The organism is Nocardioides sp. T5 (assembly GCF_048161455.1).
Lineage (GTDB): Bacteria > Actinomycetota > Actinomycetes > Propionibacteriales > Nocardioidaceae > Nocardioides.
The window spans coordinates 1,902,184-1,926,948 of record NZ_CP182415.1 but is presented as its reverse complement, the minus strand read 5'-3'; the positions used below and the strand labels follow the sequence as shown (position 1 = coordinate 1,926,948).

The following is a 24,765-nucleotide window of genomic DNA, read 5'->3' as shown; positions in this document are numbered from 1 at the left end:
GCGCACCCCCGGACGGGCAGGCACGTAGGAGACCGCGGGTGTTGTCACGAGTTGAGTGTCGGACCACGCGAGGCTCCCATTTGGCGGTGTGTCGAGCGGCAGGATGTGAGCCGTGAACGTCTCGGGTTCGTGGGTCTCGTGGGACGAGGCCGCCCGCCTGGCGGGAGTGCGGGTGCCGACTGTGGAGCACGCGGTCCGGGTGGGGCGCATCGCCCGCAGGCCGGCGAAGGGTGCGCGGCCGTCGTTGGACCGGGAGTCGGTGCTGCGGTGGGCATCTTGGTATCGCGAGGTTCAAGCGGGTCGCGAGGAGCGGCGGGCGGCACGCGAGCGCGCGAAGGGCACCCGTCCGCGTGCACCGGGCCAGGGGCTTTCGACCGAGGCGGTCGGCCCGACGGGAAGCGCTGGTGGTGTGGCGTCGTGGGTGTCGGTGCCCGAGGCGGCCGCCGCGCTGTCGTGCTCGGAAAGCTCGGTGTTGCGGTGGGCGCGAGAGGGCGGGCTGGAGGGCGGGCTGGAGGGTCGGTTCGACGGGCAGGTGTGGGTCTCGGCCGAGTCGGTTGAGCGGCTTGCGGCGGCGCGGGCAGCCGACGCGGAGGCGTGGGTGAGCCAGGAGGCGGCGGCGGCCATCGTGGGTTGCTCGCATGCGCGGGTTCCCGAGCTGGTTGCGGAGGGCCTGCTGGTGCAGCGGCCTGGTCCGCGGTGGCGGGCGTCGATCAGCCGAGAGTCCGCTGTCCGGGCGGCCACCGCCTGGGCGGCTCGGCTCGCGGCCGAGCGGGAGGCGCGGGAGGAGCGCCGGCGGGCGCGGGCGACGAACTGGCCACCCGAGGACGGTGACGTGTGGGTGACGACCGGCACCGCGGCGCTCGCATTGGGTCTCACGCCTGGCGGGGTGGGCGCGCGCATCCGTGCCGGGACGCTGCCCGGGACGTTGCGGGGGAACCGGTACTGGCTGCGGCGCAGCGACGTCGAGGTGGCTGCAGCAGCGCAGGCCTTCGTCCGGCGACGGCACTCCTCGCCGTAGCGAACGGGCTGCGTTGTCGGGCGAGCTAGGTGCCGCAGCGGCGGCTGGTCGACGAGACAGCGCGGGCGAGGTTGGCGGCGTGGGCGGCCGGCATGGAGAGCTCGTAGTAGAGGGTGGTGGGTCCGTCGAGTCGCTGTGACGGCTCCGGTGGGGTGGTGAACCAGAGCTTCGCCCACGCGGCGACTGCCCAGTCGGACTCGGCTCTGGCGTGCATGAGCGCGGATGCCCTGACCTCGGCAGTCGCCAGGTCGTGCAGTGCGACGTGCGCCTGTTCGAGGTCGCCTGCGCAGCCGAACAGAATGCGCGCGCGTCCGTCGCTGTAGGCCTCGCAGCTGGCGAGGGTCGTGACGCCCAGGTCCCATAGATGCTGGATGAGCGGTGCGATCGTGGTGTCGATGAGGGCTGGCGTTCCGCCTGGTGATGTGAGCCGGACGGCCTCATGGGCTCGTGTTCGACCGTTCGCGACATGGCTGCCTTCCACCTGCGGCACGGTCCGCCGCGTTGTCAGGTGGGCGAGTAGGTGAGGAGCTCACCGGCTCATCGTTCTTCGCGGTCACGTCGTGGCGGCCTTCTACGCTCTGCCGCATGGGGCCTTTCGAGCAGGTTGTTGACGCGTACCGGCGGATGGCGAGCGAGGTGCGGTACCGGCCGGCGGCGCCGAGCGACGGGATGGGCAATATGGTCATGCCGGAGGCAGAACTGCTCCTCGATGAGGAGGCTGCCGCGTACGCACGCAGGTGGCTGGCGGTTGAGGATGACGACGGGACGTTCGACGTCGGCACACCAGACGTCGATGCACGCCCGGCGCTGGTGTTCACCGTCGAGGCCGCGCGACTGACGGCTGGCGCCGTGTTCGAGCCGGCGGTGCAGCTCCTGCGAATGGCAGCCGATGAGCTTGAGGCCCTTGCCACGCGCAGGCGAGCAGAGGAGGACGACCTCGGCCTGTAGCTGTCGGACGGCGTGCGGAAGGTCGTCAGGCGGTCGTGGGCGGGTGGCGCGGTGCCCAGGACGCGCCGAACAGGAGCTCAGGCGTGAAGTCGCCCCCCTGGCCGCCAGGTGTGGCCGGCGGCCAGGTGAGCTTCCGGTTGGCGATGTGGAGCCGCTCGAACCGCGGGTAGTCGGTGAGGAGCGGCTCGTGGATGCGGGATGCGGCGAGGAACGGCTCGGCGTCCCAGTGCCGCACGGAGGTCCCACCCGGCCATGCGAAGGTGAGCTCGAGCAGGAAGGTGCCTGGTTCGCGGATGGACGCTGCGGTGAGGTGAACGCCTGCCGGAACCGGGTCGGGTAGGCGGGCGATCAGCCTGGCGGTGGCCTTCCTGGATCGGGCGGCGGTCGCAGGGTCCGTGATGGCAATGCCGGGCACGAGTCCCGACAGCAGGGCCGTGGGCCGGAACACGAACGAGTGTCGCTGGTTGGGTCCAAGTCCGGCGTCCTCGAGGAGTCGGAGGAGCTCCTCGGCAGTGCCCGGTGCGTCCATGTCTGGGGTGTCTTGGGCACCGTCGTCCGACTCATTCACGGTCAGCGGCCCTCCTCGAGGAGCCTGGAGGCCATCTCGGATCCGCACCTGAGTTCATTGCGCACGCGCCACGGCGTCACGGCGGTGGCCCGCCGGTCGGCCAGGTACCCATCCAGGCTGTCGAACCCGAGCGCTTGGGCACGCTGCGTCCACCTCTCTCGCGCGTCGTCGGCTTGTGCCGACCGGTGGGCGGCCAGTGCCGGTGCAGCGTCAGCTCGCGATGCCGCCCGGCGGCCCTGCCGCCTCCGGGAGCCGGCCGGCTGGGCGGCGATGCCGATGGCGTGAAGCTCGCCGGACCGCGCCATCGCCTGGCCGACCGCGAGACCGTCGCGGACGCCGTCGTTGCTCTCCCAGCGTCTCAGTCCCTCGGCGCGCCGGGTCTCGACGAGTGCCGGTGCGATGAGGGAGGTCTTCCGGTTCAGGCCAAACCGCGCTCGATAGCCGGCCAGGTCCAGATCGTGTCGACGCACGTGATGGCGGGTGATGGCCTCGAGCGTGTCCCCGCACGCGTGACACACGATGCGCGCGCCGCCATCGACCACCAGGACTCCACCCACTGGGGCGTACACCCAGGTGTCGTCGTTGAGCCGATCCACGGGTACATGAGGTTCTAGCGAGCCGGCGCCCGCCGAGTGACGGCTTCGACCACAGGTGTGCACGACTCTCACGATGCCCTCGGCCACTGACATTCGGAAGCCGTGCGGGTCGCTGTTCCTGTGAACGCGCTTCCGGCTCTGCGTGGGCGCGCTTCTACGAGGGCGGGACCATCAGGTTCCAGAGCAGTTCGATGGTGCGGTCTAGCCAGCCGGGGGCGACTTCCCCGTGCCGGACGAGCTCGCCGACGTAGGCGCCGATCATCAGGCTGACCACCCCGTCGGCGTCGAGGTCGTGGCGCAGCACGCCTGCGTTGGCGTCCTCGTTCATGCGTTGCACGAGCATGTCGATGTAGGGGCGGAGCGCGGAGCGGAACAGTTCGGTGAATTCGGGGTCGCTGTTGGAGATGAGCGCTGCGAGACCGCCAGGTCCGAGGGCGTCGCTCATCTGGTGCCAGGCTTGTTCGAGGGCGGAGCGGAGCTTGTCGCGGACGTTGCCGTCGCGGGGTACGTCGGGGGCGCTCATGGTTTGGCGCAGGACGGCCGTGAGGAGTTCGCCGCGGTTGGAGTAGCGGCGGTAGATCGTCGTCTTGGCGACGCCCGAGTGGGACGTGACGCCGTCGATGGTGACTGCGCCTGGTCCGCCTTCGCGGAGGAGCTGGAGGACCGTCTCGTGGAGGCGGCGGTCGACGTCCGCGGCGCGCGGGCGGCCGGGCCGGCCTGGGTTGGTGGGCGCTGTGGTGCTGGCCTGTGCGGCGGGTGCTGCTGGGTCGTCAGCAGGGCACATGCGACCTCCGGTCGGGGGTGGGGTGGTCCGTCTGGCCGTGTTCGTGCCGGATGCGGTCGGCGGCGACGGCCGGGACCCATGGTGGCAGGGGTGTCGCGGAGCCCAGGTCGGGCCAGGCCGGTGCGTCGTCCCGCCCTTGGGAGTCTTCGTGCTCGTCCTCGTGGTGCGTCAGGGCGTCGAGCGCGGCAACGACGAGTGCAAAAGTCACGAGCGCCGCCAGGGTGAACGCGACGAGGACCATCAGCGGGTGCATGACGGTCACGCCGCCCGGTCGAAGGGGCTGGCCCGGGGCGTCTTGTTCGTGTCCTCGGCGTCGCGTGTGGCCTGGGCGGGGTCCTCACGCCACTTGTCGAGGAAGTAGACGAGCGTCACCGCCCCTATCGACAGGCCTCCTGCCACCAACGCGGCCACGATGAACACGACGATCTCCCAGCTGGGCACCTTTCCCACCTCTTCCCGCGGACGAGAACACCCGCGTACTTAGTTTCGATACGGCAAGCGTAGCGCAAGTGCGAGGGGAACCAAGTGGGCGTGAAGCCGGCCTGCCGTCGCATCTGTCTGCGGCCGTGACATGGGGCACATCTGACGCCGCGGGGAATCGCTACGGTTTGCGTGTCGTTATAGGTGGTGTGGCCGGCGGAGGACCTCCGCCGCGCACCTCAACCGACAACGCACATGTGCTCACGAGGCACGAAAGGAGCGTGGACGGCATGGTCGTCTACAACGAGCTGGTCGCACTGACGGCCGGGGCGGGACTGCTCGGGTTCGCCGCATTCCTGGCTCACCTGATCAAGGGCAAGCGCATCGACAGCGAGGGCTGGGCAGGCTTCTTCGCCGTCACCGGTGTCCTGCTGCTTGCGCTCGGCATCCACACGACCGTCACGTGGCCGTTCGGCGCGGGCGGGTTCGAGTACGCCAACATCGCGTTCGGTCAGCCGGCTGCCGGGTTCGGCGCCCTTCTGCTGTTCGCGGCGGTCTACCTGTGGCGTCACCGCAGCCTGTACGCCGGACCGGTCGAGGAGGCCAATGCCACCACGCTCGCGGCGTTCAAGCCGGTCGGCATCTTCGTTGGGGCGTTGGGCCTGGGCATGGCGGTCCTGGCCGTCGCGTTCGTCCGGTTCCAGCTTGGTGCGGCGCCGCCGGAGGAGCCCATCAGCGGTCGCTTCGGGCACCTGCCCATCCTCGAGGCGCTGTTCCTCGGTGGCCTGTGGGGCATCGTCGCCGTCGGCGCGCTGCTGTTCGCCATCGCCTTGTGGACCGACCGCCCGCAGCTGCTCCGTTGGGCCGTGCGGGCGTGGGTGATCGGCGGAACGGTGTTCTTGCTGTTCGGTGCGATGAACTTCTACACGCACATCGGCATGTACTACAACATCGAGCACGGCACGATGCACAAGTGGTGATGCCTGTTCGGCGCACTGCACGTCTCCCGCGGACCCGGCGTCCGCGGGGGACGTTCGTGCGGCGGCCCGAAGGTGTGTGTCGCATCGGTCCGCGGCGGAGTAGACAGGCCTGATGGACACCGCGTCGCCGTTGTTCTTGACGCTGGATCTGGCCGGCGTGTTCGCGTTCGCCCTCAACGGCGCGCTCACGGCTATTCGTCTCACCCGGCTCGACATCGTCGGGGTCGTCACGCTCGGCATGTGCACCGCCATCGGGGGCGGCATCATCCGCGACGTCATCCTCGACGCCCTCCCGCCGGCCACGTTCAGCGACTGGCGCTACCTCACCGTCGCGACCGTCGGCGGTCTGGTGGCGTTCGCGTTCGGTCGCAGCCTGGACCGGCTCACCAAGCCGATCATCGTGCTCGACGCGGCCGGGCTGAGCCTGTTCGCCGTCACCGGCGCCCTCAAGGCTCTCGACCACGACATGGGCGTCGCGCAGGCGGTCATCCTCGGCACCGTCACCGCCGTCGGCGGCGGCACCGTGCGCGACGTCCTCATCCGCGAGGTCCCCGCCGTGCTGACCAGCGGCCTGTACGCCATCCCGGCCCTCATCGGCGCAGCCGTGGTGGCCCGCGCCAGCGCCGCAGGCCTCGCCGAGGTTCCAGCAGCCCTCGTCGCGGCCGCCGCCTGCTTCTCGATCCGCATGGCCGGCGTCCGCTACGACATCAACGCACCCACTCCACCCGGAAGACGAGGCACCTGATGGAAGACACCACCGACCAGACATCTGACCAGACATCCGACCAGACATCCGCTCAGGCATCCACCCCGGCAGCGACCTCGGCCATCTTCGACGCACTCGACGACGTCCGCGGCTGGCAGGAGGACACCTACCGCGACCTCCACGCCCATCCCGAGCTGCCGCACCAGGAACATCGGACCGCGCAGAAGGTCGCCGAGCGGCTGAACGACATCGGCTGCGACGTCCACGAGGGCGTCGGCGGCACCGGCGTGGTCGGCATCGTGCGCAACGGCGACGGTCCCACCGTGCTGCTGCGCGCCGACATGGACGCGCTCCCGGTCAAGGAGGAGACCGGCCTCGACTACGCGAGCAGCGACACCGCCGACGACGGGTCACCGGTGATGCACGCGTGCGGGCACGACGTCCACGTCACCTGCCTGCTCGGAGCGGTGGCTCTCCTCGCCCAGGCGCAGGACCACTGGTCGGGCACCCTCGTGGCGGTGTTCCAGCCGGCCGAGGAGGCCGCCGACGGCGCCCGCGCGATGCTCGACGACGGGCTCACGTCCCTCGTCGGGGACGTTGACGTCGCACTCGCACAGCACGTCCTGCCCTACCCCGCAGGGTTCGTCGGCACACGGCCCGGACCCACGCTCTCGGCCGCGGACAGCATGCGTGTCACCGTCCACGGCCGCGGCGCCCACGGCTCCATGCCCCAGGCGGCCATCGACCCCGTTGTGCTCGCCGCGATGATCGTCGTCCGGCTCCAGACCGTCGTCGCCCGTGAGGTCGCTCCCGGCGACACCGCGGTCCTCACCGTCGGGAGCATCCAGGCCGGCACGAAGAGCAACGTCATCCCCGACCACGCCGTCCTGCAGCTCAACGTCCGCACCTACGACGACCACACCCGCACCGCCGTCCTGGCCGCGATCGAGCGGATCGTGCGCGCCGAGTGCGACGCCTCCGGCTCGCCCCAGCCACCGGAGTTCGAGCTGTTCGACCGCTACCCCCTCACCGACAACGACCCCGACGTGACCAGCCGCGTCGCCGCCGCGTTCACCGACCTGTTCGGGGACCAGGCTGGCGAGCTGCCGCAGCAGAGCGCCAGCGAGGACTTCACCGACCTGCCGCGCGAGCTGGGAGCCCCCTACACGTACTGGGGCATCGGTGGCGTCGACCCGACGGCCTACCGCGAGGCCCAGGAAGCGGGGCGGCTCGACCAGGACATCCCCGTCAACCACTCCGCGACCTTCGCGCCGGTCATGCAGCCGACGCTCGACACCGGCACCCGGGCCATGGTTGCCGCGGCCCTCGCGTGGCTGCAGCCGTCGCCGTAAGCGTGGCGTCTACGCGGCGCCGGGCCATCCGCGTGCGGTCTGTCGCCGGCCAGTGCCTCGCAGTGGAGCACTTCAGGCGCTGGCGCCGTCAGGGGTGGTGCTGTCCCGGCCGGTCGCATACGTGACGAGCGCCTGGGTCGTGCGTTCGATGTGACGCCCGAGCGCGTCGGCAGCTGCGTCCGCGTCCCGGGCCAAGGTGAGGTCGGCGATCTCCCGGTGCTCGGCGGCGACGTCACGGCCAGTGTCGTCGGCGAGCTCGCGGGACCAGTGGATGTACAGGCTCGAGCAGTCGCGGAGGTTGTCGGCGATGTTCGTCAGTCGACTACTCCTCCCCCCGGAGAGAAGCACGTGGTGGAACTCCGCGTGCGCGTCGGCCCACTCGTCGCTGACGTGGCCCTCGGACGTGGTCATGGTGGTGCGGTTGAGCCGGTGATGGGCCGCCAGGACGGATGACTCCCAGGAGAGGTCACCGTCAGCGATCGACTCACGCAGCGCCATCATCTCGATGAGCTTCCGCGCCCGGGTGAGGTCCTCGAGGTCGGCGATGGAGAGCTCCATGACGGCGAACCCGCGCTGCGGCATGGCCAAGATGAGCCCTTGCTCGGCTAGTCGCGCCAAGACCTCCCGCACGACGCTCGGGCTGACGGCGTACCGACCAGCGATGTCGTTGATGCGCAGTTTCGAGCCTGGAGCGAGGTCACCGCGAAGCAGCTCGCTGCGCAGTCGTAGGTACGCACTTTCGGCCAGCGTTGCTGAAGGCGTGGTCGCAACCATGACCTGAGCATAACTACGGACCGCTCAAATGAAGATGTCCAAACTAAAAATCTTTTTTGTCTTGCAATGTCAGACGGGTTCAGCGCAGACTGTGGCGGCCGTCACTGTGGTGGCGGTCACTTTCCGGTAGCCGAGTCCAGACGCTCACCGGTCAGCCCGAACCCGACACGTGCCGAGGAGCCATCCATGTCCGACATCGAAGTTTCTGTCCTGATCGTCGGCGGCGGCGGCGCCGGCCTGACCGCGTCGATGACCCTGTCGACGCTGGGCGTCGACTCGCTGCTGGTGAGCTCCCTGCCGCACACCTCGGTGCTACCGAAGGCGCACGTGCTCAACCAGCGAGCGATGGAGATCCTCACCGAAGCCGGCGTCGCGCCGGAGATCTACAAGCGCAGCACACCCGCAGAGAACATGGTGCGCACCGGCTGGTACGCCGGCCTCAACGGCGGGCATGAGGACTACGGGCGTCTCATCGGCGCGCTCGAGGTGTGGGGCGGCGGCTACACCGACCCCGACTACATCGCCGCCAGCCCGTACCGCACGTGCAACCTGCCGCAGATCCGCCTCGAGCCGGTCCTGCGGGACCACGCCGAGAAGCTCAACCCCGGCAACGTGCGCTTCAACAACGAGCTCATCCACCTCGAGCAGGACGACGACGGCGTCACCGCCCGCATCCTCGACAAAGACACCGAGACTGAGTACACGGTGCGGGCCAAGTACGCGATCGCCGCCGACGGCGGCCGCACCGTCGGCAACATGGTCGGCGTCACCCTCGAGGGCCCCCGCGACATCATGAAGCTGGTCTCGTGCCACATCACCGCCGACCTCTCCCAGTGGGCCACCGACGACGACGTGCTGATCCGCTGGCTGGTCAACCCCGACTTCGGCGGCGCCTGGTCCGGCGTCCTCGTGCCGATGGGACCCGACCACTGGGGCCCGCAGTCGGAGGAGTGGGTCTTCCACATGCAGTACGCCAACGACGACCCCGACGCTATGAAGCCCGAGGCCGTCAAGCAGCGCATGTACGACACCCTCGGCCTGCCCGAGGACCACCCGGTCGAGATCCACAAGATCAGCCCGTGGGTGATGGAGGGCGTCATCGCCGACCAGTTCCGCGTCGGCCGCGTCTTCATCGCAGGTGACGCCGCACATCGCCACCCCCCGACCGGTGGCCTCGGCCTGACCTCGGCGATGGCCGACGTGTACAACCTCGGCTGGAAGCTGGCCGCCGTGCTGGCCGGCCGCGCCGGCGACGCCCTGCTCGACACCTACGAGGCCGAGCGCAAGCCGGTCGACCAGAACAACATCAACAACGCCATCGCGAACGCGATGAACCACTCCGTGATCGACCAGGCGCTCAGCCTGTCGCACGACAACACGCCCGAGCAGAACTGGGCCGAGCTCGCGCCGCTGTGGCACGACGGACCGAAGTCGGTCGAGAAGCGCCAGGCCGTCAACCGCGCGGTCGCCTCGCAGACCATCGAGTTCCACCACCACAACACCGAGTTCGGCTACCACTACGACTCCAGCGCCGTCGTCCCGGACGGAAGCCCCGAGCACGTCGCCCTCGACCCGGTGCGGCTGTACGAGCCCAGCACGAGGCCGGGCGCACCGCTGCCGCACGCCTACGTGGAGCGTGAGGGCGAGCGGTTCCCGCTCGTATCCCTGGTCCACGGCGGCAATTTCCTCGTCCTCGCGGGCCCCCAGGGCCACGACTGGGTCGACGCCGCGAACAAGCTCGCCGCCGAGAACGACCTCCCCCTGGTGGCGGGCACGGTCGGCATCGACGGAGCCGACTTCGTCGACGTCCGTTTCTCGTTCCTCAAGCAGCGCGAGATCGCCGACGACGGGGTGCTGCTCGTCCGACCGGACCGCTACATCGCCTTCCGCTCGATGTCCGCCGTCGACGACCCGCAGGCCACCCTCCGCGACGCGCTGAGCACGGTCCTCGCGACCGAGCTGCGCTGAGCCGAACCCCCCTTCTCAGGAGACACACATGCGTATCGCCAACCTCGCCGGCCGCGCGGTGCTGATCACCGACTCCGGTGCCGTCGACATCGCCGAAGCCAGCCACGGCCGGTTCGGCCCCGACCCGACCGCCATCTACCGCGACTGGGCCGACCTCACCGCCTGGGCGTCGACGGCCGAACTCCCCGCCGGCACGCCCTACGACGAAGCCGACCTCGGCGCCCCAGTCCCCGAACCGGGACAGGTCTTCGCCATCGGCCTGAACTACCGCGGGCACGCCCTGGAGAGCGGCATCACCGACTTCCCGGTCGAGCCGCCGGTGTTCACCAAGTTCCGCAGCTCCATCACCGGACCGTACGGCCAGCTCGAGCTGCCCACTGCGACCGTCGACTGGGAGGCCGAGCTCGTCGTGGTCATCGGCGCTGAGGCCCACCACGTCGCCGCCGCCGACGCCTGGGACCACGTCGCCGGCCTCACCATCGCGCAGGACTACTCCGACCGCACCCGACAGCTCGTGCCGCCTGTGCCGCAGTTCAGCCTCGGCAAGTCCTTCCCCGGCTTCACCCCGATGGGGCCGGCCGTCGTCACCCTCGACGAGCTCACCAGCGTCGGCCGCGACTACGAGGATCTGGAGATCGGCTGCACCATCGACGGCGAACAGGTCCAGAAGAGCCGCACCAGCGACCTGATCTTCTCGGTGCCGGTTCTCATCGAACGACTCTCGGCCGTCCTGCCGCTCCAGCCGGGCGACGTCATCCTCACCGGCACCCCGGCCGGCGTCGGCGGCGGCATGCAGCCGCCCCGGTTCCTGCAGGCGGGTGAAGAGGTCGTCACCTGGGTCGAGGGCATCGGCGAGCTCCGCCAGCACTGCGTACCCGGACGCCCGCACACCACCGCCTCAGCGTCCTGACCGGCGTCCTGACCGAGCCCAGCCGGCTCCCTGAGCGCACAATCCTCTGAGAAGGAGAACCTCATGGCACTTCACCGCCTCACCTCGATCACCGTCGGCGTCCCCAACGTGGACCAGACCGCCGCCTACTACACCGACTTCGGCCTCACTCCTGTCGGCGGTAACAGCTTCGCCACCTCCGACGGCGGCGAGCAGTTCAAGCTCACCCACGCACCGCAGCGGCGGCTGATGGAGATCGGCATCGGCGCCGACGACCCCGACGACCTCGACCGCATCGACCGGCAGCTGCGCGGGCTCGGCCTCGCGGCCGAGCGCACCGAGAGCACGCTGGTCACCGAGGAGCCGATCGCCGGCTTCCGTGCCGTCGTCTCCATCGCGCCCCGCCTGCAGCAGGACAGCGAGCCAACGCCGTACAACGGCCCCGGCCGCATCGAGCGCTCCAACGGTCGAGCACCGGGCGTCCTGCGTGAGGACCGGGTCAAGCCCCGTAAGCTCGGCCACGTCGTCATCGGCTCCACCGACCAGGAAGCCACCCAACGGTTCTTCACCGACGGCATCGGCTTCAAGGTCAGCGACACCGTCCCCTCGCTGGCGGCGTTCATGCGGTGCTCGACCGACCACCACAACGTCCTGGTCCAGCAGGCACCGTTGAACTTCCTGCACCACACCTCCTGGCAGGTCGACGACATCGACGAGATCGGCCGCGGAGCGACCGCGATGCTCGAGGCCGACCCCGACCGGCACGTGTGGGGCCTGGGCCGCCACCACATCGGGTCCAACTTCTTCTGGTACCTCAAGGACCCCGCCGGCAACTTCTCGGAGTACTACTCCGACATCGACTGCATCGTCGACGACGCGCTCTGGGAGCCCGGCGTCTTCGATGGCGCCAAGGGTCTCTACAACTGGGGTCCGCCGCCGCCGCCGTCATTCCTCGCGCCCGAGGACCTCGCCGCGCTGATGACCGGCGCCCACTCGTCGTGACAGCCAGTCAGCCGTCGTACGACGTCGTCATCGTCGGTGCCGGCCCGGTGGGCCTCTTCCTGTCGCTGGACCTGGCCCGTCGGGGCCACGACGTCGCCGTCGTGGAACGGCGCGCGACGCCGTACCCGCTGCCGCGTGCGGTGCACTACGACTTCGAGATCGCCCGGGCGTTCGCAGCAGTCGGTCTGGCAGACGATCTCGCCAAGATCACCCAGCCGGCGTCCACCTACGACTGGCAGAACGCCGAGGGCAAGACCCTCCTGCACTTCGACTGGTCTGGGGTTGGCCCGACCGGATGGCCGATGGCGACGATGTTCTCGCAGCCGGACCTCGAAGCCGTGCTGCTCAGCCACGCCGTGGCAGCCGGGGTCACCGTACTCCGCGGGAGTGCTGTCGACGGTCTGTCCCAAGACGAGGAGACAGTCCGCCTCGCGCTCCAGGACGGCGCGGAGCTCGACGCGCGCTACGTCGTCGGATGCGACGGTGCCCGCAGTTTCGTCAGGGAACACCTTGCCCTTCCCGCCCACGAGCTGGGCTTCGCCTTCGACTGGCTGGTGGTGGACCTCAAGCCGAGGGACGACTTCACCTGGACCTACCCGCTCAACCTGCAGATCTGCGACCCGGCCCGACCGACCACGGCTGTCGCAGGCGGTCCGGGCAGGCGCAGGTTCGAGTTCATGCGGCTTCCAGACGAGTCTGTCGCGGACCTGGAACGGGCCGACAGGGTCTGGGAGCTCGTCCAGCCGTGGGGCTTGAACCCGACCAACGCCGAGTTGGAACGCGCCGTGGTCTACCGGTTCGAGGCCTGCTGGGCAGAGCGCTGGCGCGAGGGTCGCGTCTTCATCGCCGGCGACGCCGCCCACCGAATGCCGCCGTTCGCCGGCCAAGGCATGTGCTCAGGCATCCGCGACGCGAGCAACCTGGGGTGGAAGCTCGATCTGGTCCTGAGAGGTGTCGCCGGGGACGACCTGCTCGACACCTACGACACCGAGCGCATCGCACACCTGCAGTCGGCGATCGAGCAGTCAGTCGCCTTGGGCGGCGTCATCTGCGTGACCGACCCCGAGGCAGTAGAAGCCCGTGACACGGCCATGCTGGCCGGAGGGGGCGACCCTGCCGTCGTCCTTCCGCCGGTGGCTCCGCCCACGCTCGGGCCCGGGCTGACCCACCGCACCACGGGATCGCCAGCTCCCTCGGCGGGCACTCTCGCGTTCCAGCCGACGGTCCAGACGCCCGAGGGACGCGTCGGCCTGTGGGACGACGTCCTCGGCAGCTGCTTCGACCTCATCGGCACCATCAACCTCCATGAGCTCCTGGGCGAGGACCGCGTCACCGACCTCGACCGCCTAGGAGTCCGTCTGACCACCGTGGTGCCAGCCGGTGCGCCGGTTCCGGAGGGCGCAGTCGGTGACATCGACGACGTCCTGCTGCCACACCTGCGGGAGATGGCGCACGACGTCGTCGCGGTGCGCCCCGACGGATACCTGTACGGCGCCGTCGCCGCCAGCGAAGCCGTCGACCTGGTCGACGGTCTTCGCGCAGGCCTCCGAGCGGGGCTTCGCGGCCTCGAGGCCGGTCTCGGCGCCAGTCTCGAGGTCGACCTCAAGGCCCGTCTCGGGGCCGCGGGTGCACCGGTCGGATGAGCATGGGACGAGAGGAAGACTGATCCAGATGGTGGAGCCCACGTGGACACCGGACCCGACCGCGGTGGCTGGTACGGCGATCGCGCAGTTCAGCCATGGCGCCGCGGCGCGCGCTGGACGAGAGCTCGGCACCTACCGCGACCTGTGGACGTGGTCCGTCGAGGACCTCGACGGTTTCTGGGCCGCGGTGTGGGACTTCTTCGACATCCAGGCCGATGGAACCCGGACGTCGGCGCTGGCCGAGGACACCATGCCCGGCGCCCAGTGGTTCCCCGGCGTCCGGCTCAACTACGCCGAACACGCCCTGCGTCACGCCAACGACCCGGCCCACGCCGACACCATCGCGGTCACCTCGATCAGCGAGGACGGGTCCACCAGCCGCACCACCTGGCGCGAGCTGAACGCGCAGGTCGGAGCCCTGTCCGCATGGCTGCGCAGCGTGGGCGTCGGACCGGGCGACCGGGTCGTCGGCTACCTGCCCAACACCACGCCCACGCTCGTCGCCTTCCTCGCCACCGCCAGCATCGGCGCAACCTGGTCGGCGTGCGCCCAGGACTACTCCGGCGCCGGAGCTGCCGCACGGTTTGCCCAGCTCGAGCCCACGGTGCTGGTCGCCGCCGACGGCTACATGTGGAACGGCCGCCCGCACGACCGGCGCAAAGAGGTCGCAGCACTCCGAAGCGCCCTCCCGGCCCTGCGAGCCGTCGTTGAGGTGCCCAACCTCGACCTCCCGCCATCACCCGACACCGTGCCGTGGGCGCACGCCACCTCGGTGCCTGCAGAGCCCACCTTCGAGCGGATGGCGTTCGACGCACCGCTGTGGGTGCTGTTCTCCTCCGGCACCACTGGGCTGCCCAAGGGCATCGTCCACGGCCACGGAGGAGTGCTCCTCGAACACCTGAAGACCCTTGGGCTCCACATGGATGCCGGCCCGGCCCGACCGTTCTTCTGGTACACCACCACCAACTGGATGATGTGGAACCTCGTCGCTTCCGCCCTGCTCGTCGGCGCCCCCGTCGTCCTCTACGACGGGAGCCCCGCCCACCCCGGACCCGACCGGCTGTGGCGCATCGCCGCCCAGGAGAAGGTCGCCATCCTCGGCGTGAGCCCGGGCTACCTGCTCGGCAGCGCTCAAGCGGACCTCTGGCCCGGCCGAGACCTCGACCTGTCACACCTGCGTACCATCGGCGTCACCGGCGCTCCCGTCACCGAGAGCTCGTACCACTGGGTGGCCGAGCACGTCGGGCCCGTGCAGCTCGCCTCGACGACCGGCGGCACCGACGTCGTCGCCGGGTTCGCTGGCAGCGCCCCCACCACCCCCGTGTGGCCCGGCGAGATCTCCGCTCCGAACCTGGGCGTCGCCGTCGAAGCCTGGAACTCCGACGGGCGCCCTGTCGTCGGCGAAGTCGGCGAGCTGGTCATCACACGTCCCATGCCCTCGATGCCCCTCAGGTTCTGGAACGACCCCGACGGAGTGCGCTACCGCGACGCGTACTTCTCCACCTACCCCGGCGTGTGGCGTCACGGAGACTGGATGCTCGTCACCCCGCGAGGCAGCTTGGTGGTGTCCGGGCGCTCGGACTCCACGCTCAACCGTCACGGCGTACGACTCGGCAGCGCCGACATCTACGCCGTCGTCGACCAGATCGCCGACGTCCGCAAATCCCTCGTCATCGGCGCCGAGATCGGCGACGGCAGCTACTGGCTCGTCCTCTTCGTCGTCCTCGCAGACGGCATCGAGCTCACCGACGACCTCGCAGCCGACATCAAGGACGCCATCCGCGTCGGCGCCTCACCCCGGCACGTGCCAGACGACGTCATCGCCGTGCCCGCCATTCCTCACACCCGCACCGGGAAGAAGCTCGAAGTACCCGTCAAGAGGCTCATCCAAGGCCACCCGCTGGAGAACGTCGCCAGCAAGGACGCCGTCGACGACTTCGACTCCCTCGCCCGCTTCCAAGACTTCCGCCGCTTCCCCGCGACCACTGGTGACAGCCGATGAACCACCACCGCGTCCGCGCGCTCGCCCACCTGCTCACTGGTTCGACGTACGTCCTTCTCGGATACGACGCCTTCCGCGCCCCCGGAGGGCGAGTCGGGCTGGCCGCCCCCACGCTCGCAGCCATGCGCCGCGTGGCGCCAATTCCCGAGGATGACGAGCTCGTCGTCCGAGGCAACGCGGCAGTCCAGGTGCTTGCGGGAGCCGCTCTTGCCTTGAGCATCGCCCCGCAGCCTGCCGCGATCGCCTTGGTCGGCTCGCTGGTGCCCACGACCGTCGCCGGGCATGGGTTCTGGGCGATCGAGGACCCCGCAGATCGCAAGGTCCAGAAGGTTCAGTTCATCAAGAACATGGCGTTGGTCGGCGGTCTCCTCGCCATTGCCGCTTCCGCAGGCGGTAGGAGTGCCCGTCGGCGTTCGACCTGAAGCCTCTCGAACTACAGGCCGGCGCGGCGCGCTTCCCGCACCAGCACGCCCACGCGCGTCTTCGACAGGCCGGTCGCGTCTGCGACCTTCTGGTAGCTGCCGAGGTCCTCGTACAGCTCGATGACGGCGCGGTGTCGGGACTCCGCGACGGCCTCGAGGGCCCGCTCGAGGCCGCTGAAGAACTCCGTCACGGCCTGGACGGCGAGGGCCGGGTCCTCGATCGCGGCCAGCCGGGCGGCCTCGTTGTCGAGCGCTGCTTCGAGGACCGGGTCGAGGTGATGGTGGTCCTGGTAGCCGTGGTGGCGTCGACGGCGGGGTGGCACGCGCACACCGCATCGCGGACACACCTGTGCACGCTCGGAGGCGCGCCGCGCCCGTTGCGAGTCGGGCACACCAGTGCACGGCCCGGCCATGCGACCTCGGCGTTGAGCACGGCTGCGCAGCACCATCGGTGTCCGCACGCGCCGGTAGCCTGCACGCGTGGTGGAGTACCTCGACAACCCGGCGGGCCGGCTCAAGCAGTGGGTCGACCGGTTCCAGACCGTCTCAAATAGGGACACGGCCGTCAGCGACGTGCTCGGCTCGATGCTCGGCGTGGAAGTCGCGGAGGTTGCCGGCAAGGTCGAGGTGACGCGGTTCGCCATGCAGCTGGCTGCTCTCGGCGACGACATCCGCGCGAAGGCCGCCCTCCTCCCGGAGAGCGTCGACGCGGACGTGCTCCTCGAGGACTTCGAGCAGTTCGACAGGGTCTTCGACCACCTGACGATGGCGCGCCAGGTGCGCGTCGGCGACATGATGGCTCAGGTCGATGCTGCCGCCGTCCGCAGCCTCGACCTCCTCAGCCGCCAGTTCCACCGGCATTGCCCCGAACCGGTGATGAACGAAGCCAGCCGCGAGAAGCTCCTCGAGGACGTCCAGTCCTTGCGCGAGCAGGTCGAGCAGGAGGAGGGCCTGGCGGACGACCTCCGGGAGTTCATCCTGGTTCGCTTCGGCGAGGTGGAACGCGTTCTTCGTGACGTTCCCGTCGCTGGCTCCGTCGCCGTCGAGGTCGTCACCGACAGCCTCATCGGGTCCATCCAGAGGCAACCGCAGATGTGGCAGCGCATCACCGAGTCGACAGTTTCCGGCATCGTTTCCGGCATCGTCGTCGCCCTTTTCTCAGCGCTGGTCACACCGCCGCCGCCGGACGCGCTGCCGCCCGCGACGCCGCAACCGGTCGTGACCAACTACGTGCAGGTGTACAGCGAGCTCCCCGACGGCCGAGGCGGTGACGACACGGGCAAGGACTCCGAAGGTGTCGGCACTGCAAGCGACGGTTCGCTGACTCCGCCGGACTAGCGCAGCGTTCACGAGGTGGGCGGTGGGGGCCGCCGCTAACCTCACGGCGTACCGGCGAGCAGGCCCGTTCGACCTGAGGTGGCGCGATGCTGACGTTCAACGACCTACTGGCGCTTGAGCATGTCGACGTCGCGCGTGTTCGGCTGGTGCGTCATCAGGACCGGCGACTGGCTCCGGGTCGCCTCTACGAAGCGTGGCGCAACGACCGCGCGTCGTTCGACAGCTATCAGGCCGTGCAGGCTCGCGACGTGTTCCGCGTCGGCGACCTGCTCGCCAGCTTCATCGTCACCGAAGCCGGCAAGACCGTCTTCGTCGGCATGTACTCCGTCGACGGCGTCGGAACGTGCCCGGAGGGGGCAGTCGACGCTCTGCTGACGCACGACATCTCCGGACAGGTCGCCTATCAGCTGCAGCACGGCGACCACCTGGTCGACTACGTCGACCGGGTCGTCATCGACTGGGGCGCCGGCACCCGGTCGTGGGTCCAGAGGGCAGCGAACCAGCCGAAACCGGTCGTGGAGATCGCTGAGCAGTACGAGCCGAAGTTCCCGGGCTTCCGCATCTTCACGCGCCTCGTCGACGACATCCCCGCCCTCCCGGCCGGGTGGCAGCAGGTGCTGCGCAGCGTGAAGGGCGTCTACCTCCTCGTCGACGTCGAGTCCGGGCACCAGTACGTCGGGTCCGCCAAGGGCGCGGACAGCCTGTTCGGGCGGTGGATGGACTACGCCGCCGACGGGCACGGCGGCGACGTCGCCCTGAAGGCCGCCGCCGCGGCCGGGGGTCGTAGGTCCTACCAAGTGTCGGTCTTGGAGGTCGTCGACGCCAACGTTCCCGACGAGACCATCGAGCAGATCGAGTCCTACTGGAAGACGAAGCTGCTCACTCGGACGTTCGGACTCAACCGCAACTGACCCCGAGTCCGTAAGTTCGTCCCTCCAGCTGGTCAGGACTTGGTGCCGGGGATCTTGTAGGCGCGGGAGAACACCTTCTGGCCGTTGCGGGTGATGGCGACCCGTACCCGCTTCGTCCGCTTCTTCTTGGGCAGCCGAACGGTCACGTAGTCGGACTCCGCCCACGACTGCGTCAGCGTCCGACCGAGCCGACCGTTGACGAAGATCTTCCACGTGACCGGGATGCCGGGCGCGGACCCCGTGCTGGTGTCGCTCTCCAGCATGGCACTGAACTTCCGCGTGTACTTGTACACGTGCGTCTCGGCGACCTGGCCGCCGATCTGCACCGGCGGCGGCGCGGGCGGGCCGTTGAACGTGAACGTGTCGGTGGCGGTGCGGGTGTCGATGGGCACGTTGCCCTCATACCCGTAGAACCTCACCGTCGCGGTCACCGTGTACGTGCCGTACTCGTGGATGCTCGGGAGCAGGTAGTTGTTCCACTGCCAGTGCCCGCCGTAGTACGCGGTGTCGGCCCACCTGGCGTGGAAGTTACCGGCCGGGTCCGTGACGAGGACCTCGTACGTGTACTTCAGGTACTCGGTGGAGTCCGGCGTCACCACCTGGAAGTCCACCGTGTTCCCTGCGCACGGGCAGCCGTACGTCGGCTGCGCGACGTCCGGCGCGGACACCGTCACCGTCGCTATGACGGCTGCGGCCGGCGCTTGCACGAGCGCCACACCGGTAAGCGCCAACGTCAACGTCGTCACCAGCACTGTGACGATCTTCTTCATCCCGTTCCCCCTCAGAACCCGTGGCGCTGCCCAGTCGGTGCGCCGGGGTCAACCGTAGGAGAGCAGTGCGACAGTCGCTGCCGAACGCCCAGACAGTCCAGCGCCGCAGTCGATGCAGCTCCGGAGTCTGGGTACCGCCGTCGCTCACCCTGCGAACCTTCAGGTGCCGGTGGGGGCGGGGTCGCTGGCGACGGACGGCGGCAGGTACGCGCCGTGAACGGTCCTCAGGCGGTCGACACCAGCGTCGGCGCTGGTGGTCACGTTGAGCGCTTCCTGAACGAAGTTGAGCTGGTGGAGACGCGACTGCAGCAGCTGGTTCCACGTCATGACCCGAACCCGGAACTCCGGCGTCGCGGACAACTCGAGCTGCTCGGCCTCGTCCTGCGCGAACGGGTCGAGGCGGGTGCCGATGAGGACGAAGTCCCACCTGACGTCCTGATGGTGGAACCGTGAGTCCTTGCGGATCTCGTAGGCGTACTTCTTCAGCTGGGTGATCTCCTCGGCGCCGATGAGGCCAGGACGCTTGAGCTCGACAACGAGATGCTGGTGAACCGTGGAGCTCAGCGGCGAGACCCGGGACAACATCAGGTCCACGCGCCCAGCCTTGCCGCTCACGAGTACTGGCGCCAGGTCCGGGCCGCTCCCGCTACCCGGGTCGAGGATGACGCGTTCGCTGCCGAGGATGCGCTGATGCGCACGCAGAACTTCCGTCAACGACTTCTCGTTCACGGCGACCGTGTACTCGTCGCCGAACAGCCACGGCTCCTCAGCGACGATCTTGTGCAAGTGGTCGCGCTCGAGGACGTTCGGCGCTTCGTCGATGTCGTGAAGCAGCTGCTGAAGGCCGTTGATGATGTCGAGACGATGTGTGACGACCCTGCCAGCCGTGATGAGAGCCGGCAACGTGGTGCGTTCAAGGAGGTCGTGCAGCTCGGCAAGCTGATCCTCGTCGAGGTTCAAGACGCTGGTCAGTACGACGCCGAGTTGAGAGGGGTCGCTGGTCAGCGCCTCCCGCATGAGCCGCAGGGAGAACGTCCTGGCCGGCGGGTCCATGTCCTCGAGGACAGGCGCTGCGGTGACGGCGATGACGTCGAACAGGTCTCGCTCCGCCTCCTCGAGAGCGCCGTGGGGCTCGTCGGCATACGGGTAGGAGCCGTCCGCCTTCCATCCGGCGACCAGCCGCGCGCGGTCCTGGTCACGCCTGCCACGCACGTAGCCGGTGAGCGCGTCCAACGCGGCGGTCACGACGACCTTCATGTCCTCAGCCCACCCCGGCGTGTACCCGAGGTCGTCACCCAGCTGCTCGCGCGCGCCCGCGAAGCCGTCCCACGACAGGTACGCGGTGTACGGCCACGACGCCCGTGGCAGACCGTTGTGATGGTCGTGCAACGGGTTCCCGGCACCATCGGTGAACACCAGCACCGGCCGCACGTGCTTGGCCTTCTTCGACCACTCCACCACCGTCAGACGCACGAGCGCGTCCCCGTTGTCGTCGTACAGGTGTGCGAGCTCCGGCGCGTCCTCCCGGTCGGAGGAGGGGTCCGGAAGGTCCAGGGGTATCGGGAACGAGTCGAGCATGACGTCGCTCGCGCGCAGCTCGTGCCCGTCGTACACGATCGTCAGGCCTGGCTCACGACGCAGCATCAACGCGTACTCACCCGTGAGCATGCGAGCCATCTCGTCGACCTGCTGGCCGGTTTCGGTGACGTCATCCACCGTCACCACCGTGCCGGTGGCGGCCGCGGGAGCAACCGCGTCGACGTCGAACTCACCGATCGTGCGCACCGAACCGGTCACCTGAGTGCCTGCAACCGTGCTCGTGTCGTACGACATGTCGATCCGCATGACCGGGTGCGTCGTTGACGTCCAAGTGACGGTGTCGCCGATGGAGAACGCAGCCCACCGGCCCGTACCTCGTCGTCCGCGGCGGTGACGACCACGGCGAGTGCGGGGCTGGTTGACCTTCCACGAGTTCCCGAACTCCGCGAACGCGCGACGGGCAGTGGCTTCGCTCATTCCTTCGCCGTTGTCGCGCACGACGACCGTCTTGATGGCCCCGGCCTCGGTACGGACGAGGTCGACCTCGACGCGGGTCGCGTCGGAGTCCAGCGCGTTGTCGACGAGCTCGATGAGCCCTTGACGGGCGCTCTTCAGGTGCTTGCGGAGGTGCTCCTCCGACACCTCCACGTGGACTCTGGTCACGGGCGGCAGTCAAGCACGCGTTGACGGTCACTGGAGTCGAACCCGACGGTCGGTTCGCCGAAACGCGCCGCGATCACAGGTGTGTCCGAGTCGTTGGCCGGCCTCATGGTGCCATCAGCTGCAGTCGGTACTTGCGACCGAAGCGGACCGGCTCGACCCCTGTCACCGTCGCCTCCCGCGTGGTGCCGCCCTCGTCCCGCAGACGGACCATGTCGCCAACGAGCAGCTCGACGCCGGCATCGAGGTCGACGTCGTGCAGGTACGTGACGCCGAGCTGCCGCGTCACAGGTGAGAGCTCGACGTCGAAGACGAGAACCGCAGCGGTCATGAGCCGACGGTAGCCAGCACCGCCGACACCTGTCCGGCCAGCTGCGCCTGTGGATGACGCGAGCGGGGCGCACGGCACTTCTGCGACGGTTGCGCCATGACGTACGAGCACCCTGAGCCAGGACCTGGGCCGGCCCCCGACCTGCCCGATGGCGACGAGCGGGACGACGACCCGCGCGTCTGGTGCGACTTCGACCTCGAGACCATCCCCGCATCGCACGTGTGGGACCGCGGGTCGTTCGAGTGGGCGCTGACCGTGAACTGGGAGCTCGTGAACACGCTCGTGCGCGAACACCTCAACGAGCTCACCCCCACCCTGGGTGGAGCCCGGCTCGCCGCGACGCCGCAGTGGGAGGCCCTGTCGGCGGCCGACCAGCAGGGGCTCGCGTCGCTGTACCGCGAACCGCCGTACGCCACCACGCTGCAGATCTCGGGCGGCGGGCACCGCTTCGCGGCCATGCGTCAGCAAGGCGTCCGGTGGGCGCTCGGCCAGTGCCACGTCAGCGACATCGGCGAAGGCGTTCCCGAACTCCACGCCTACCTGCCCCTCGACGGCTGACCGTGGGCCTGAGCTCCGGTCACACGTGTGACCACGCATCGGCGGAATGGCGTGCCTCGCGGGCGGAGGTCACCCGCGTGGTCACCCGCGTGGTCACCCGCGGGTCACCCGCGGGTCACTCAGTGCGTGCCGCAGCCTCGGCTGCGTCGTGCAGCAGGCCGGTGCCCTTCACCAGGTCACGCTCTACCTTGTCCCGGTTGCACATCTCAACGAAGTCGCACGCCGTGTAGCCGGCGTTGGCGCGCGCAAGGAAGTACACGCCCATCGACATCGGCTCCTTCACCGTCGTCGAGCAGAACGAGTCCGCATCACCGCGTAGCGCCTGCATGCGATCGAACAGCTGCGTGAACTGCGCCGGCTCGTCCACGACCAGCGTGTCCATCTCCGACGCCAGGTCATCCATCCGGCTCACGGCCGTCTGGCACTCCTCGACCTCCGCCGGCCGGGCCGTCTCCGACGGGCTCGACGACGCTGCAGTCGGTTCGGCGCCGGTCGACGACCCGCCCCCACCTTCGCCCCCACCGTTGCTCCCGCCGCCACACGCCGTCAGGACCGTGCAGCCGGCCAACACCACCAGCGCGCGCTTCACCACCATCGAGACCCCCGTCATGCCGGCGAGCGTACGGCCTGCATCCGACATGCGCTTCCCCTCGAGGGGCCGGACGAACGCAGGGGGCGTAGAACGTCAGCGTCCGGTCCGGGCCTTGCGCGCCTTGAGCCGCTTGGTGATGCCGGTGTCGAAGGCCGCCATCTGGTTGTAGACCTGGTCTGCGGTCAGCCCGTTCTTGATCCACCCCTGGTGCTTCTCAGCCTCCAGCAGCACCTGCCGCGACCCCCACAGCGTGAGGGTCCCCGGCGCCTTGTTGGCCTGCAGCCACAGCTGTTCCTTCTCGGTGCGCTTGCGGCCGTCGCCCTCGTCGATGAGCACGAACACGTCTGTGCCGTTCTGGGCGTACACCGACGCATGCGCCAGCACCAAGATTTCCCCGAGACTGGCCTTGGAACGAACCCGGTCGGCAGCCGGCATGCCGCTGATGCGTGTCACCGCGTCGATGAACTGCTGGCCGGTGAGCGTGTCGTCGAGGATGCGCAACCGTCCGGTCGACTTCAACGTGGCCCACGTCCCGAGCACGGCGGTGCGCGCGAAGAGCGGGTCCCGGGTCTTGCCGAGAACCTCCGTGTCGACGCGCTGTGGGGCTTCGAGCTGAAGGCCGTTGGCCTGGGCGATCTGGATGAGAGCGTTCTGCTGGCCGACCGCGAGGAAGTTCAAGCTCGGGCCAGCGTCAAGAAGGATGCTCACGAACCGGCGCCCGCCGACCGACCCTGGGCGGGGTCCTGCCTCGAGTCCCGGGCGGGATCTGCGGCGGGGTCTGCGGTGGGGTCTTGGCCGCGGTTGGGGAACAGGGGTGCGTCGTCGTCATCCCAGTCGTCCCAGTCATCACCATCGCCATCGCCATCGCCATCGGGATCGTCCTCGCCGAGCGCCGGCGGCCCTAGTTCGGCCTCGAGCTCGCGCGGGTCCAAGTCGTACCAGCGAGCCAGCTCAGCAAGCCCGAGAACGCCGCGGCGGTAGCCCTCCACGGCGCGCGCCATCAGGTCCTGCGGCGACTTCGGCATCGACGAGTCGACAGACAGGCTCCGGTACTGACTCCTCCACCCGTAGTCGTTCGCAAGCGTGAGCGCGCTGACCTTCGACCACTCCGCGCACGTCGCCGGCGACAGCAGCTTCGCCGTCCGCAACTGGATGGCGGCAATGTGCGGCGAGACCTCGAACTCCTGAACGAGGTCGGAAAGCTGCCGCTTGTCCGTCACCGGATGCTCGTGACGTTCCGTGACGGCCTCCAACGGCAGGAGCAGGTGCCGAGCGAACGCGTTCGCGAGGATCTCCTCCGGCGTGTTCGCCCCGGGAACGAGCGGCTCGTCCAGGTAAAGGTCACCGGCGACGACGTGACCGATCTCGTGAGCGATCGTCGACCGCTGCCTCATGGCGTGCGCGGTCGTCGCAACCGCGATCGCGACACGCCCCGTCGTCGGGTCCAACATCGTCAACCCATGCTCGGCCTCGTCGGCGTCCATCGACAACACGTCGACGCCGAGCGTGATGTGAGCGAGCTCGAACAGGTCCTTGATGGGCTGGTTGCCGAGGTGATGGTCGTCGCGGAACCTCCGCACAAGCCGAAGGGCCTGCGACTCGTTGCTGGACACAGGCAGGTCAGCCCCTGCTGAGGCCCTGGGCGAGGCCCTGCGCGAGGCCCTGCGCGAGGCCCTGGCCGGCCAGATAGGAGTCGAGCTCAAGGTAGGCGTAGAGCCGGTTCCGCATCGCGTTCATCGCAGAGTGCGTGCCATCGGTGCGTGCCGCGAACCGCGCCCGCTCCTGCACCGCACCAAGACCCGTGATGGCCGCCGCCCGCACACCGAAGAGGTCGGCCAGGATGACGAGCTCGTCACCCTTCAGGGGCCGTGCACCAGCCTCGATGCGGTGGTACGTCGGCTGCGAGACGCCGACCGCTGCCGCGGCCGCCTCCTGTGAAACGTCCGCGGCGACTCGCGCCTCGCGGATGCGCGCACCCAGTGCTGCCATGTCCA

29 protein-coding genes and 1 pseudogene are annotated in these 24,765 nt (G+C 69.3%); 14 read left to right on the top strand and 16 right to left on the bottom strand.

What is annotated here, in order from left to right:
- Nucleotides 1-112: 112 nt before the first annotated feature.
- The gene (locus tag ACNKF0_RS09440; protein WP_416957795.1) at nt 113-1,018 is read left to right on the top strand and encodes a hypothetical protein; all 906 of its coding nucleotides are present in this window, start codon (nt 113-115) and stop codon (nt 1,016-1,018) included.
- A 25-nt stretch (nt 1,019-1,043) separates the two neighbouring features.
- On the opposite strand, the gene ACNKF0_RS09435 is transcribed toward ACNKF0_RS09440, so the two are convergent.
- On the bottom strand, nt 1,044-1,508 hold the full coding sequence (locus ACNKF0_RS09435) for a hypothetical protein (RefSeq protein ID WP_416957793.1): 465 nt from the start codon (nt 1,506-1,508) through the stop codon (nt 1,044-1,046).
- Nucleotides 1,509-1,603: 95 nt separating this feature from the next.
- Here ACNKF0_RS09435 and ACNKF0_RS09430 point away from each other — a divergent pair, with 95 nt between their 5' ends.
- On the top strand, nt 1,604-1,966 hold the full coding sequence (locus tag ACNKF0_RS09430) for a hypothetical protein (RefSeq protein WP_416957791.1): 363 nt from the start codon (nt 1,604-1,606) through the stop codon (nt 1,964-1,966).
- Nucleotides 1,967-1,991: 25 nt separating this feature from the next.
- Here ACNKF0_RS09430 and ACNKF0_RS09425 read toward each other — a convergent pair whose 3' ends face one another.
- From ACNKF0_RS09425 to ACNKF0_RS09405, 5 genes are all read right to left on the bottom strand, one after another.
- Nucleotides 1,992-2,495: a hypothetical protein gene (locus tag ACNKF0_RS09425; protein ID WP_416957789.1), complete on the bottom strand. Its 504-nt coding sequence runs from the start codon at nt 2,493-2,495 to the stop codon at nt 1,992-1,994.
- 41 nt (nt 2,496-2,536) lie between these two features.
- Nucleotides 2,537-3,130 carry a MucR family transcriptional regulator gene (locus tag ACNKF0_RS09420; RefSeq protein WP_416957788.1) on the bottom strand — a complete coding sequence of 198 codons (594 nt, stop codon included), beginning with the start codon at nt 3,128-3,130 and terminating at the stop codon, nt 2,537-2,539.
- Between the two features lie 154 nt (nt 3,131-3,284).
- Entirely contained in the window at nt 3,285-3,914 is a 630-nt protein-coding gene (locus ACNKF0_RS09415; RefSeq protein WP_416957786.1) for a TetR/AcrR family transcriptional regulator, read from the bottom strand.
- Nucleotides 3,901-4,176: a hypothetical protein gene (locus tag ACNKF0_RS09410; protein ID WP_416957784.1), complete on the bottom strand. Its 276-nt coding sequence runs from the start codon at nt 4,174-4,176 to the stop codon at nt 3,901-3,903. Before ACNKF0_RS09410 ends, ACNKF0_RS09415 begins: the two co-directional genes overlap by 14 nt.
- Nucleotides 4,173-4,355, bottom strand: coding sequence for a hypothetical protein (locus tag ACNKF0_RS09405; protein ID WP_416957782.1), 183 nt, complete (start codon nt 4,353-4,355; stop codon nt 4,173-4,175). The genes ACNKF0_RS09410 and ACNKF0_RS09405 overlap by 4 nt, the downstream gene beginning before the upstream one ends.
- Nucleotides 4,356-4,624: 269 nt before the next feature.
- On the opposite strand from ACNKF0_RS09405, the gene ACNKF0_RS09400 reads away from it, so the two are divergent.
- The 3 genes from ACNKF0_RS09400 to ACNKF0_RS09390 all read left to right on the top strand — a co-directional run bounded on the left by ACNKF0_RS09400 (nt 4,625) and on the right by ACNKF0_RS09390 (nt 7,372).
- Nucleotides 4,625-5,314 (top strand): DUF981 domain-containing protein, encoded by a 690-nt coding sequence (locus tag ACNKF0_RS09400; protein ID WP_416958466.1) that lies wholly within the window; start codon nt 4,625-4,627, stop codon nt 5,312-5,314.
- 112 nt (nt 5,315-5,426) lie between these two features.
- Nucleotides 5,427-6,059: a trimeric intracellular cation channel family protein gene (locus ACNKF0_RS09395; RefSeq protein WP_416957780.1), complete on the top strand. Its 633-nt coding sequence runs from the start codon at nt 5,427-5,429 to the stop codon at nt 6,057-6,059.
- A complete protein-coding gene (locus ACNKF0_RS09390; RefSeq protein ID WP_416957778.1) occupies nt 6,059-7,372 on the top strand; it encodes an amidohydrolase in 1,314 nt (437 codons plus the stop codon). Before ACNKF0_RS09395 ends, ACNKF0_RS09390 begins: the two co-directional genes overlap by 1 nt.
- 72 nt (nt 7,373-7,444) lie before the next feature.
- Here ACNKF0_RS09390 and ACNKF0_RS09385 read toward each other — a convergent pair whose 3' ends face one another.
- Complete coding sequence (locus tag ACNKF0_RS09385; protein WP_416957776.1) at nt 7,445-8,146, bottom strand: GntR family transcriptional regulator; 702 nt, start codon at nt 8,144-8,146, stop codon at nt 7,445-7,447.
- A gap of 186 nt (nt 8,147-8,332) precedes the next feature.
- On the opposite strand from ACNKF0_RS09385, the gene ACNKF0_RS09380 reads away from it, so the two are divergent.
- The 6 genes from ACNKF0_RS09380 to ACNKF0_RS09355 all read left to right on the top strand — a co-directional run bounded on the left by ACNKF0_RS09380 (nt 8,333) and on the right by ACNKF0_RS09355 (nt 16,072).
- Entirely contained in the window at nt 8,333-10,114 is a 1,782-nt protein-coding gene (locus ACNKF0_RS09380) for an FAD-dependent monooxygenase (RefSeq protein WP_416957774.1), read from the top strand.
- A 28-nt stretch (nt 10,115-10,142) separates the two neighbouring features.
- Entirely contained in the window at nt 10,143-11,024 is an 882-nt protein-coding gene (locus tag ACNKF0_RS09375) for a fumarylacetoacetate hydrolase family protein (protein ID WP_416957772.1), read from the top strand.
- 63 nt (nt 11,025-11,087) lie between these two features.
- The gene (locus ACNKF0_RS09370; protein ID WP_416957770.1) at nt 11,088-12,005 is read left to right on the top strand and encodes a VOC family protein; all 918 of its coding nucleotides are present in this window, start codon (nt 11,088-11,090) and stop codon (nt 12,003-12,005) included.
- Entirely contained in the window at nt 12,002-13,648 is a 1,647-nt protein-coding gene (locus ACNKF0_RS09365) for a bifunctional 3-(3-hydroxy-phenyl)propionate/3-hydroxycinnamic acid hydroxylase (RefSeq protein WP_416957767.1), read from the top strand. The genes ACNKF0_RS09370 and ACNKF0_RS09365 overlap by 4 nt, the downstream gene beginning before the upstream one ends.
- A 28-nt stretch (nt 13,649-13,676) precedes the next feature.
- Entirely contained in the window at nt 13,677-15,650 is a 1,974-nt protein-coding gene (locus tag ACNKF0_RS09360) for an acetoacetate--CoA ligase (RefSeq protein ID WP_416957765.1), read from the top strand.
- Nucleotides 15,647-16,072 carry a DoxX family protein gene (locus ACNKF0_RS09355; protein WP_416957764.1) on the top strand — a complete coding sequence of 142 codons (426 nt, stop codon included), beginning with the start codon at nt 15,647-15,649 and terminating at the stop codon, nt 16,070-16,072. The genes ACNKF0_RS09360 and ACNKF0_RS09355 overlap by 4 nt, the downstream gene beginning before the upstream one ends.
- An 11-nt stretch (nt 16,073-16,083) precedes the next feature.
- On the opposite strand, the gene ACNKF0_RS09350 is transcribed toward ACNKF0_RS09355, so the two are convergent.
- Nucleotides 16,084-16,395 carry a hypothetical protein gene (locus tag ACNKF0_RS09350; RefSeq protein ID WP_416957762.1) on the bottom strand — a complete coding sequence of 104 codons (312 nt, stop codon included), beginning with the start codon at nt 16,393-16,395 and terminating at the stop codon, nt 16,084-16,086.
- Nucleotides 16,396-16,552: 157 nt separating this feature from the next.
- Between ACNKF0_RS09350 and ACNKF0_RS09345 the strand changes: the two genes are divergently transcribed.
- A complete protein-coding gene (locus tag ACNKF0_RS09345; protein ID WP_416957760.1) occupies nt 16,553-17,410 on the top strand; it encodes a hypothetical protein in 858 nt (285 codons plus the stop codon).
- Between the two features lie 86 nt (nt 17,411-17,496).
- Nucleotides 17,497-18,321, top strand: coding sequence for a GIY-YIG nuclease family protein (locus ACNKF0_RS09340; RefSeq protein WP_416957758.1), 825 nt, complete (start codon nt 17,497-17,499; stop codon nt 18,319-18,321).
- Nucleotides 18,322-18,353: 32 nt separating this feature from the next.
- Here ACNKF0_RS09340 and ACNKF0_RS09335 read toward each other — a convergent pair whose 3' ends face one another.
- From ACNKF0_RS09335 to ACNKF0_RS09320, 4 genes and pseudogenes are all read right to left on the bottom strand, one after another.
- A complete protein-coding gene (locus tag ACNKF0_RS09335) occupies nt 18,354-19,091 on the bottom strand; it encodes a hypothetical protein (protein WP_416957756.1) in 738 nt (245 codons plus the stop codon).
- Between the two features lie 159 nt (nt 19,092-19,250).
- Complete coding sequence (locus ACNKF0_RS09330; RefSeq protein WP_416958661.1) at nt 19,251-20,936, bottom strand: hypothetical protein; 1,686 nt, start codon at nt 20,934-20,936, stop codon at nt 19,251-19,253.
- 57 nt (nt 20,937-20,993) lie between these two features.
- Nucleotides 20,994-21,272: pseudogene (locus ACNKF0_RS09325) on the bottom strand (ATP-binding protein); the annotation flags it as partial.
- 124 nt (nt 21,273-21,396) lie between these two features.
- The gene (locus tag ACNKF0_RS09320) at nt 21,397-21,621 is read right to left on the bottom strand and encodes a hypothetical protein (protein ID WP_416957754.1); all 225 of its coding nucleotides are present in this window, start codon (nt 21,619-21,621) and stop codon (nt 21,397-21,399) included.
- 96 nt (nt 21,622-21,717) lie between these two features.
- Between ACNKF0_RS09320 and ACNKF0_RS09315 the strand changes: the two genes are divergently transcribed.
- The gene (locus ACNKF0_RS09315; protein WP_416957752.1) at nt 21,718-22,179 is read left to right on the top strand and encodes a hypothetical protein; all 462 of its coding nucleotides are present in this window, start codon (nt 21,718-21,720) and stop codon (nt 22,177-22,179) included.
- Between the two features lie 115 nt (nt 22,180-22,294).
- Here ACNKF0_RS09315 and ACNKF0_RS09310 read toward each other — a convergent pair whose 3' ends face one another.
- From ACNKF0_RS09310 to ACNKF0_RS09295, 4 genes are read right to left on the bottom strand one after another with little or no spacing between them, the layout of a single operon-like run.
- On the bottom strand, nt 22,295-22,819 hold the full coding sequence (locus ACNKF0_RS09310) for a hypothetical protein (protein ID WP_416957750.1): 525 nt from the start codon (nt 22,817-22,819) through the stop codon (nt 22,295-22,297).
- Between the two features lie 45 nt (nt 22,820-22,864).
- A complete protein-coding gene (locus ACNKF0_RS09305; RefSeq protein WP_416957748.1) occupies nt 22,865-23,449 on the bottom strand; it encodes a hypothetical protein in 585 nt (194 codons plus the stop codon).
- Between the two features lie 26 nt (nt 23,450-23,475).
- Entirely contained in the window at nt 23,476-24,384 is a 909-nt protein-coding gene (locus ACNKF0_RS09300; protein ID WP_416957746.1) for an ImmA/IrrE family metallo-endopeptidase, read from the bottom strand.
- Between the two features lie 7 nt (nt 24,385-24,391).
- Nucleotides 24,392-24,760: a helix-turn-helix domain-containing protein gene (locus ACNKF0_RS09295; RefSeq protein ID WP_416957744.1), complete on the bottom strand. Its 369-nt coding sequence runs from the start codon at nt 24,758-24,760 to the stop codon at nt 24,392-24,394.
- Nucleotides 24,761-24,765 lie beyond the last annotated feature (5 nt).

Bases quoted from the DNA above. Each gene is read 5' to 3' on its own strand.
- ACNKF0_RS09330 (WP_416958661.1), bottom strand. From the start codon at position 20,936: ATGCGGATCGACATGTCGTACGACACGAGCACGGTTGCAGGCACTCAG.
- ACNKF0_RS09380 (WP_416957774.1), top strand. From the start codon at position 8,333: ATGTCCGACATCGAAGTTTCTGTCCTGATCGTCGGCGGCGGCGGCGCC.
- ACNKF0_RS09390 (WP_416957778.1), top strand. From the start codon at position 6,059: ATGGAAGACACCACCGACCAGACATCTGACCAGACATCCGACCAGACA.
- ACNKF0_RS09315 (WP_416957752.1), top strand. From the start codon at position 21,718: ATGACGTACGAGCACCCTGAGCCAGGACCTGGGCCGGCCCCCGACCTG.
- ACNKF0_RS09395 (WP_416957780.1), top strand. From the start codon at position 5,427: ATGGACACCGCGTCGCCGTTGTTCTTGACGCTGGATCTGGCCGGCGTG.
- ACNKF0_RS09400 (WP_416958466.1), top strand. From the start codon at position 4,625: ATGGTCGTCTACAACGAGCTGGTCGCACTGACGGCCGGGGCGGGACTG.
- ACNKF0_RS09335 (WP_416957756.1), bottom strand. From the start codon at position 19,091: ATGAAGAAGATCGTCACAGTGCTGGTGACGACGTTGACGTTGGCGCTT.
- ACNKF0_RS09370 (WP_416957770.1), top strand. From the start codon at position 11,088: ATGGCACTTCACCGCCTCACCTCGATCACCGTCGGCGTCCCCAACGTG.
- ACNKF0_RS09385 (WP_416957776.1), bottom strand. From the start codon at position 8,146: ATGGTTGCGACCACGCCTTCAGCAACGCTGGCCGAAAGTGCGTACCTA.
- ACNKF0_RS09415 (WP_416957786.1), bottom strand. From the start codon at position 3,914: ATGTGCCCTGCTGACGACCCAGCAGCACCCGCCGCACAGGCCAGCACC.
- ACNKF0_RS09310 (WP_416957750.1), bottom strand. From the start codon at position 22,819: ATGTCGGATGCAGGCCGTACGCTCGCCGGCATGACGGGGGTCTCGATG.
- ACNKF0_RS09295 (WP_416957744.1), bottom strand. From the start codon at position 24,760: ATGGCAGCACTGGGTGCGCGCATCCGCGAGGCGCGAGTCGCCGCGGAC.
- ACNKF0_RS09355 (WP_416957764.1), top strand. From the start codon at position 15,647: ATGAACCACCACCGCGTCCGCGCGCTCGCCCACCTGCTCACTGGTTCG.
- ACNKF0_RS09360 (WP_416957765.1), top strand. From the start codon at position 13,677: ATGGTGGAGCCCACGTGGACACCGGACCCGACCGCGGTGGCTGGTACG.
- ACNKF0_RS09320 (WP_416957754.1), bottom strand. From the start codon at position 21,621: ATGACCGCTGCGGTTCTCGTCTTCGACGTCGAGCTCTCACCTGTGACG.
- ACNKF0_RS09430 (WP_416957791.1), top strand. From the start codon at position 1,604: ATGGGGCCTTTCGAGCAGGTTGTTGACGCGTACCGGCGGATGGCGAGC.
- ACNKF0_RS09375 (WP_416957772.1), top strand. From the start codon at position 10,143: ATGCGTATCGCCAACCTCGCCGGCCGCGCGGTGCTGATCACCGACTCC.
- ACNKF0_RS09340 (WP_416957758.1), top strand. From the start codon at position 17,497: ATGCTGACGTTCAACGACCTACTGGCGCTTGAGCATGTCGACGTCGCG.
- ACNKF0_RS09425 (WP_416957789.1), bottom strand. From the start codon at position 2,495: ATGGACGCACCGGGCACTGCCGAGGAGCTCCTCCGACTCCTCGAGGAC.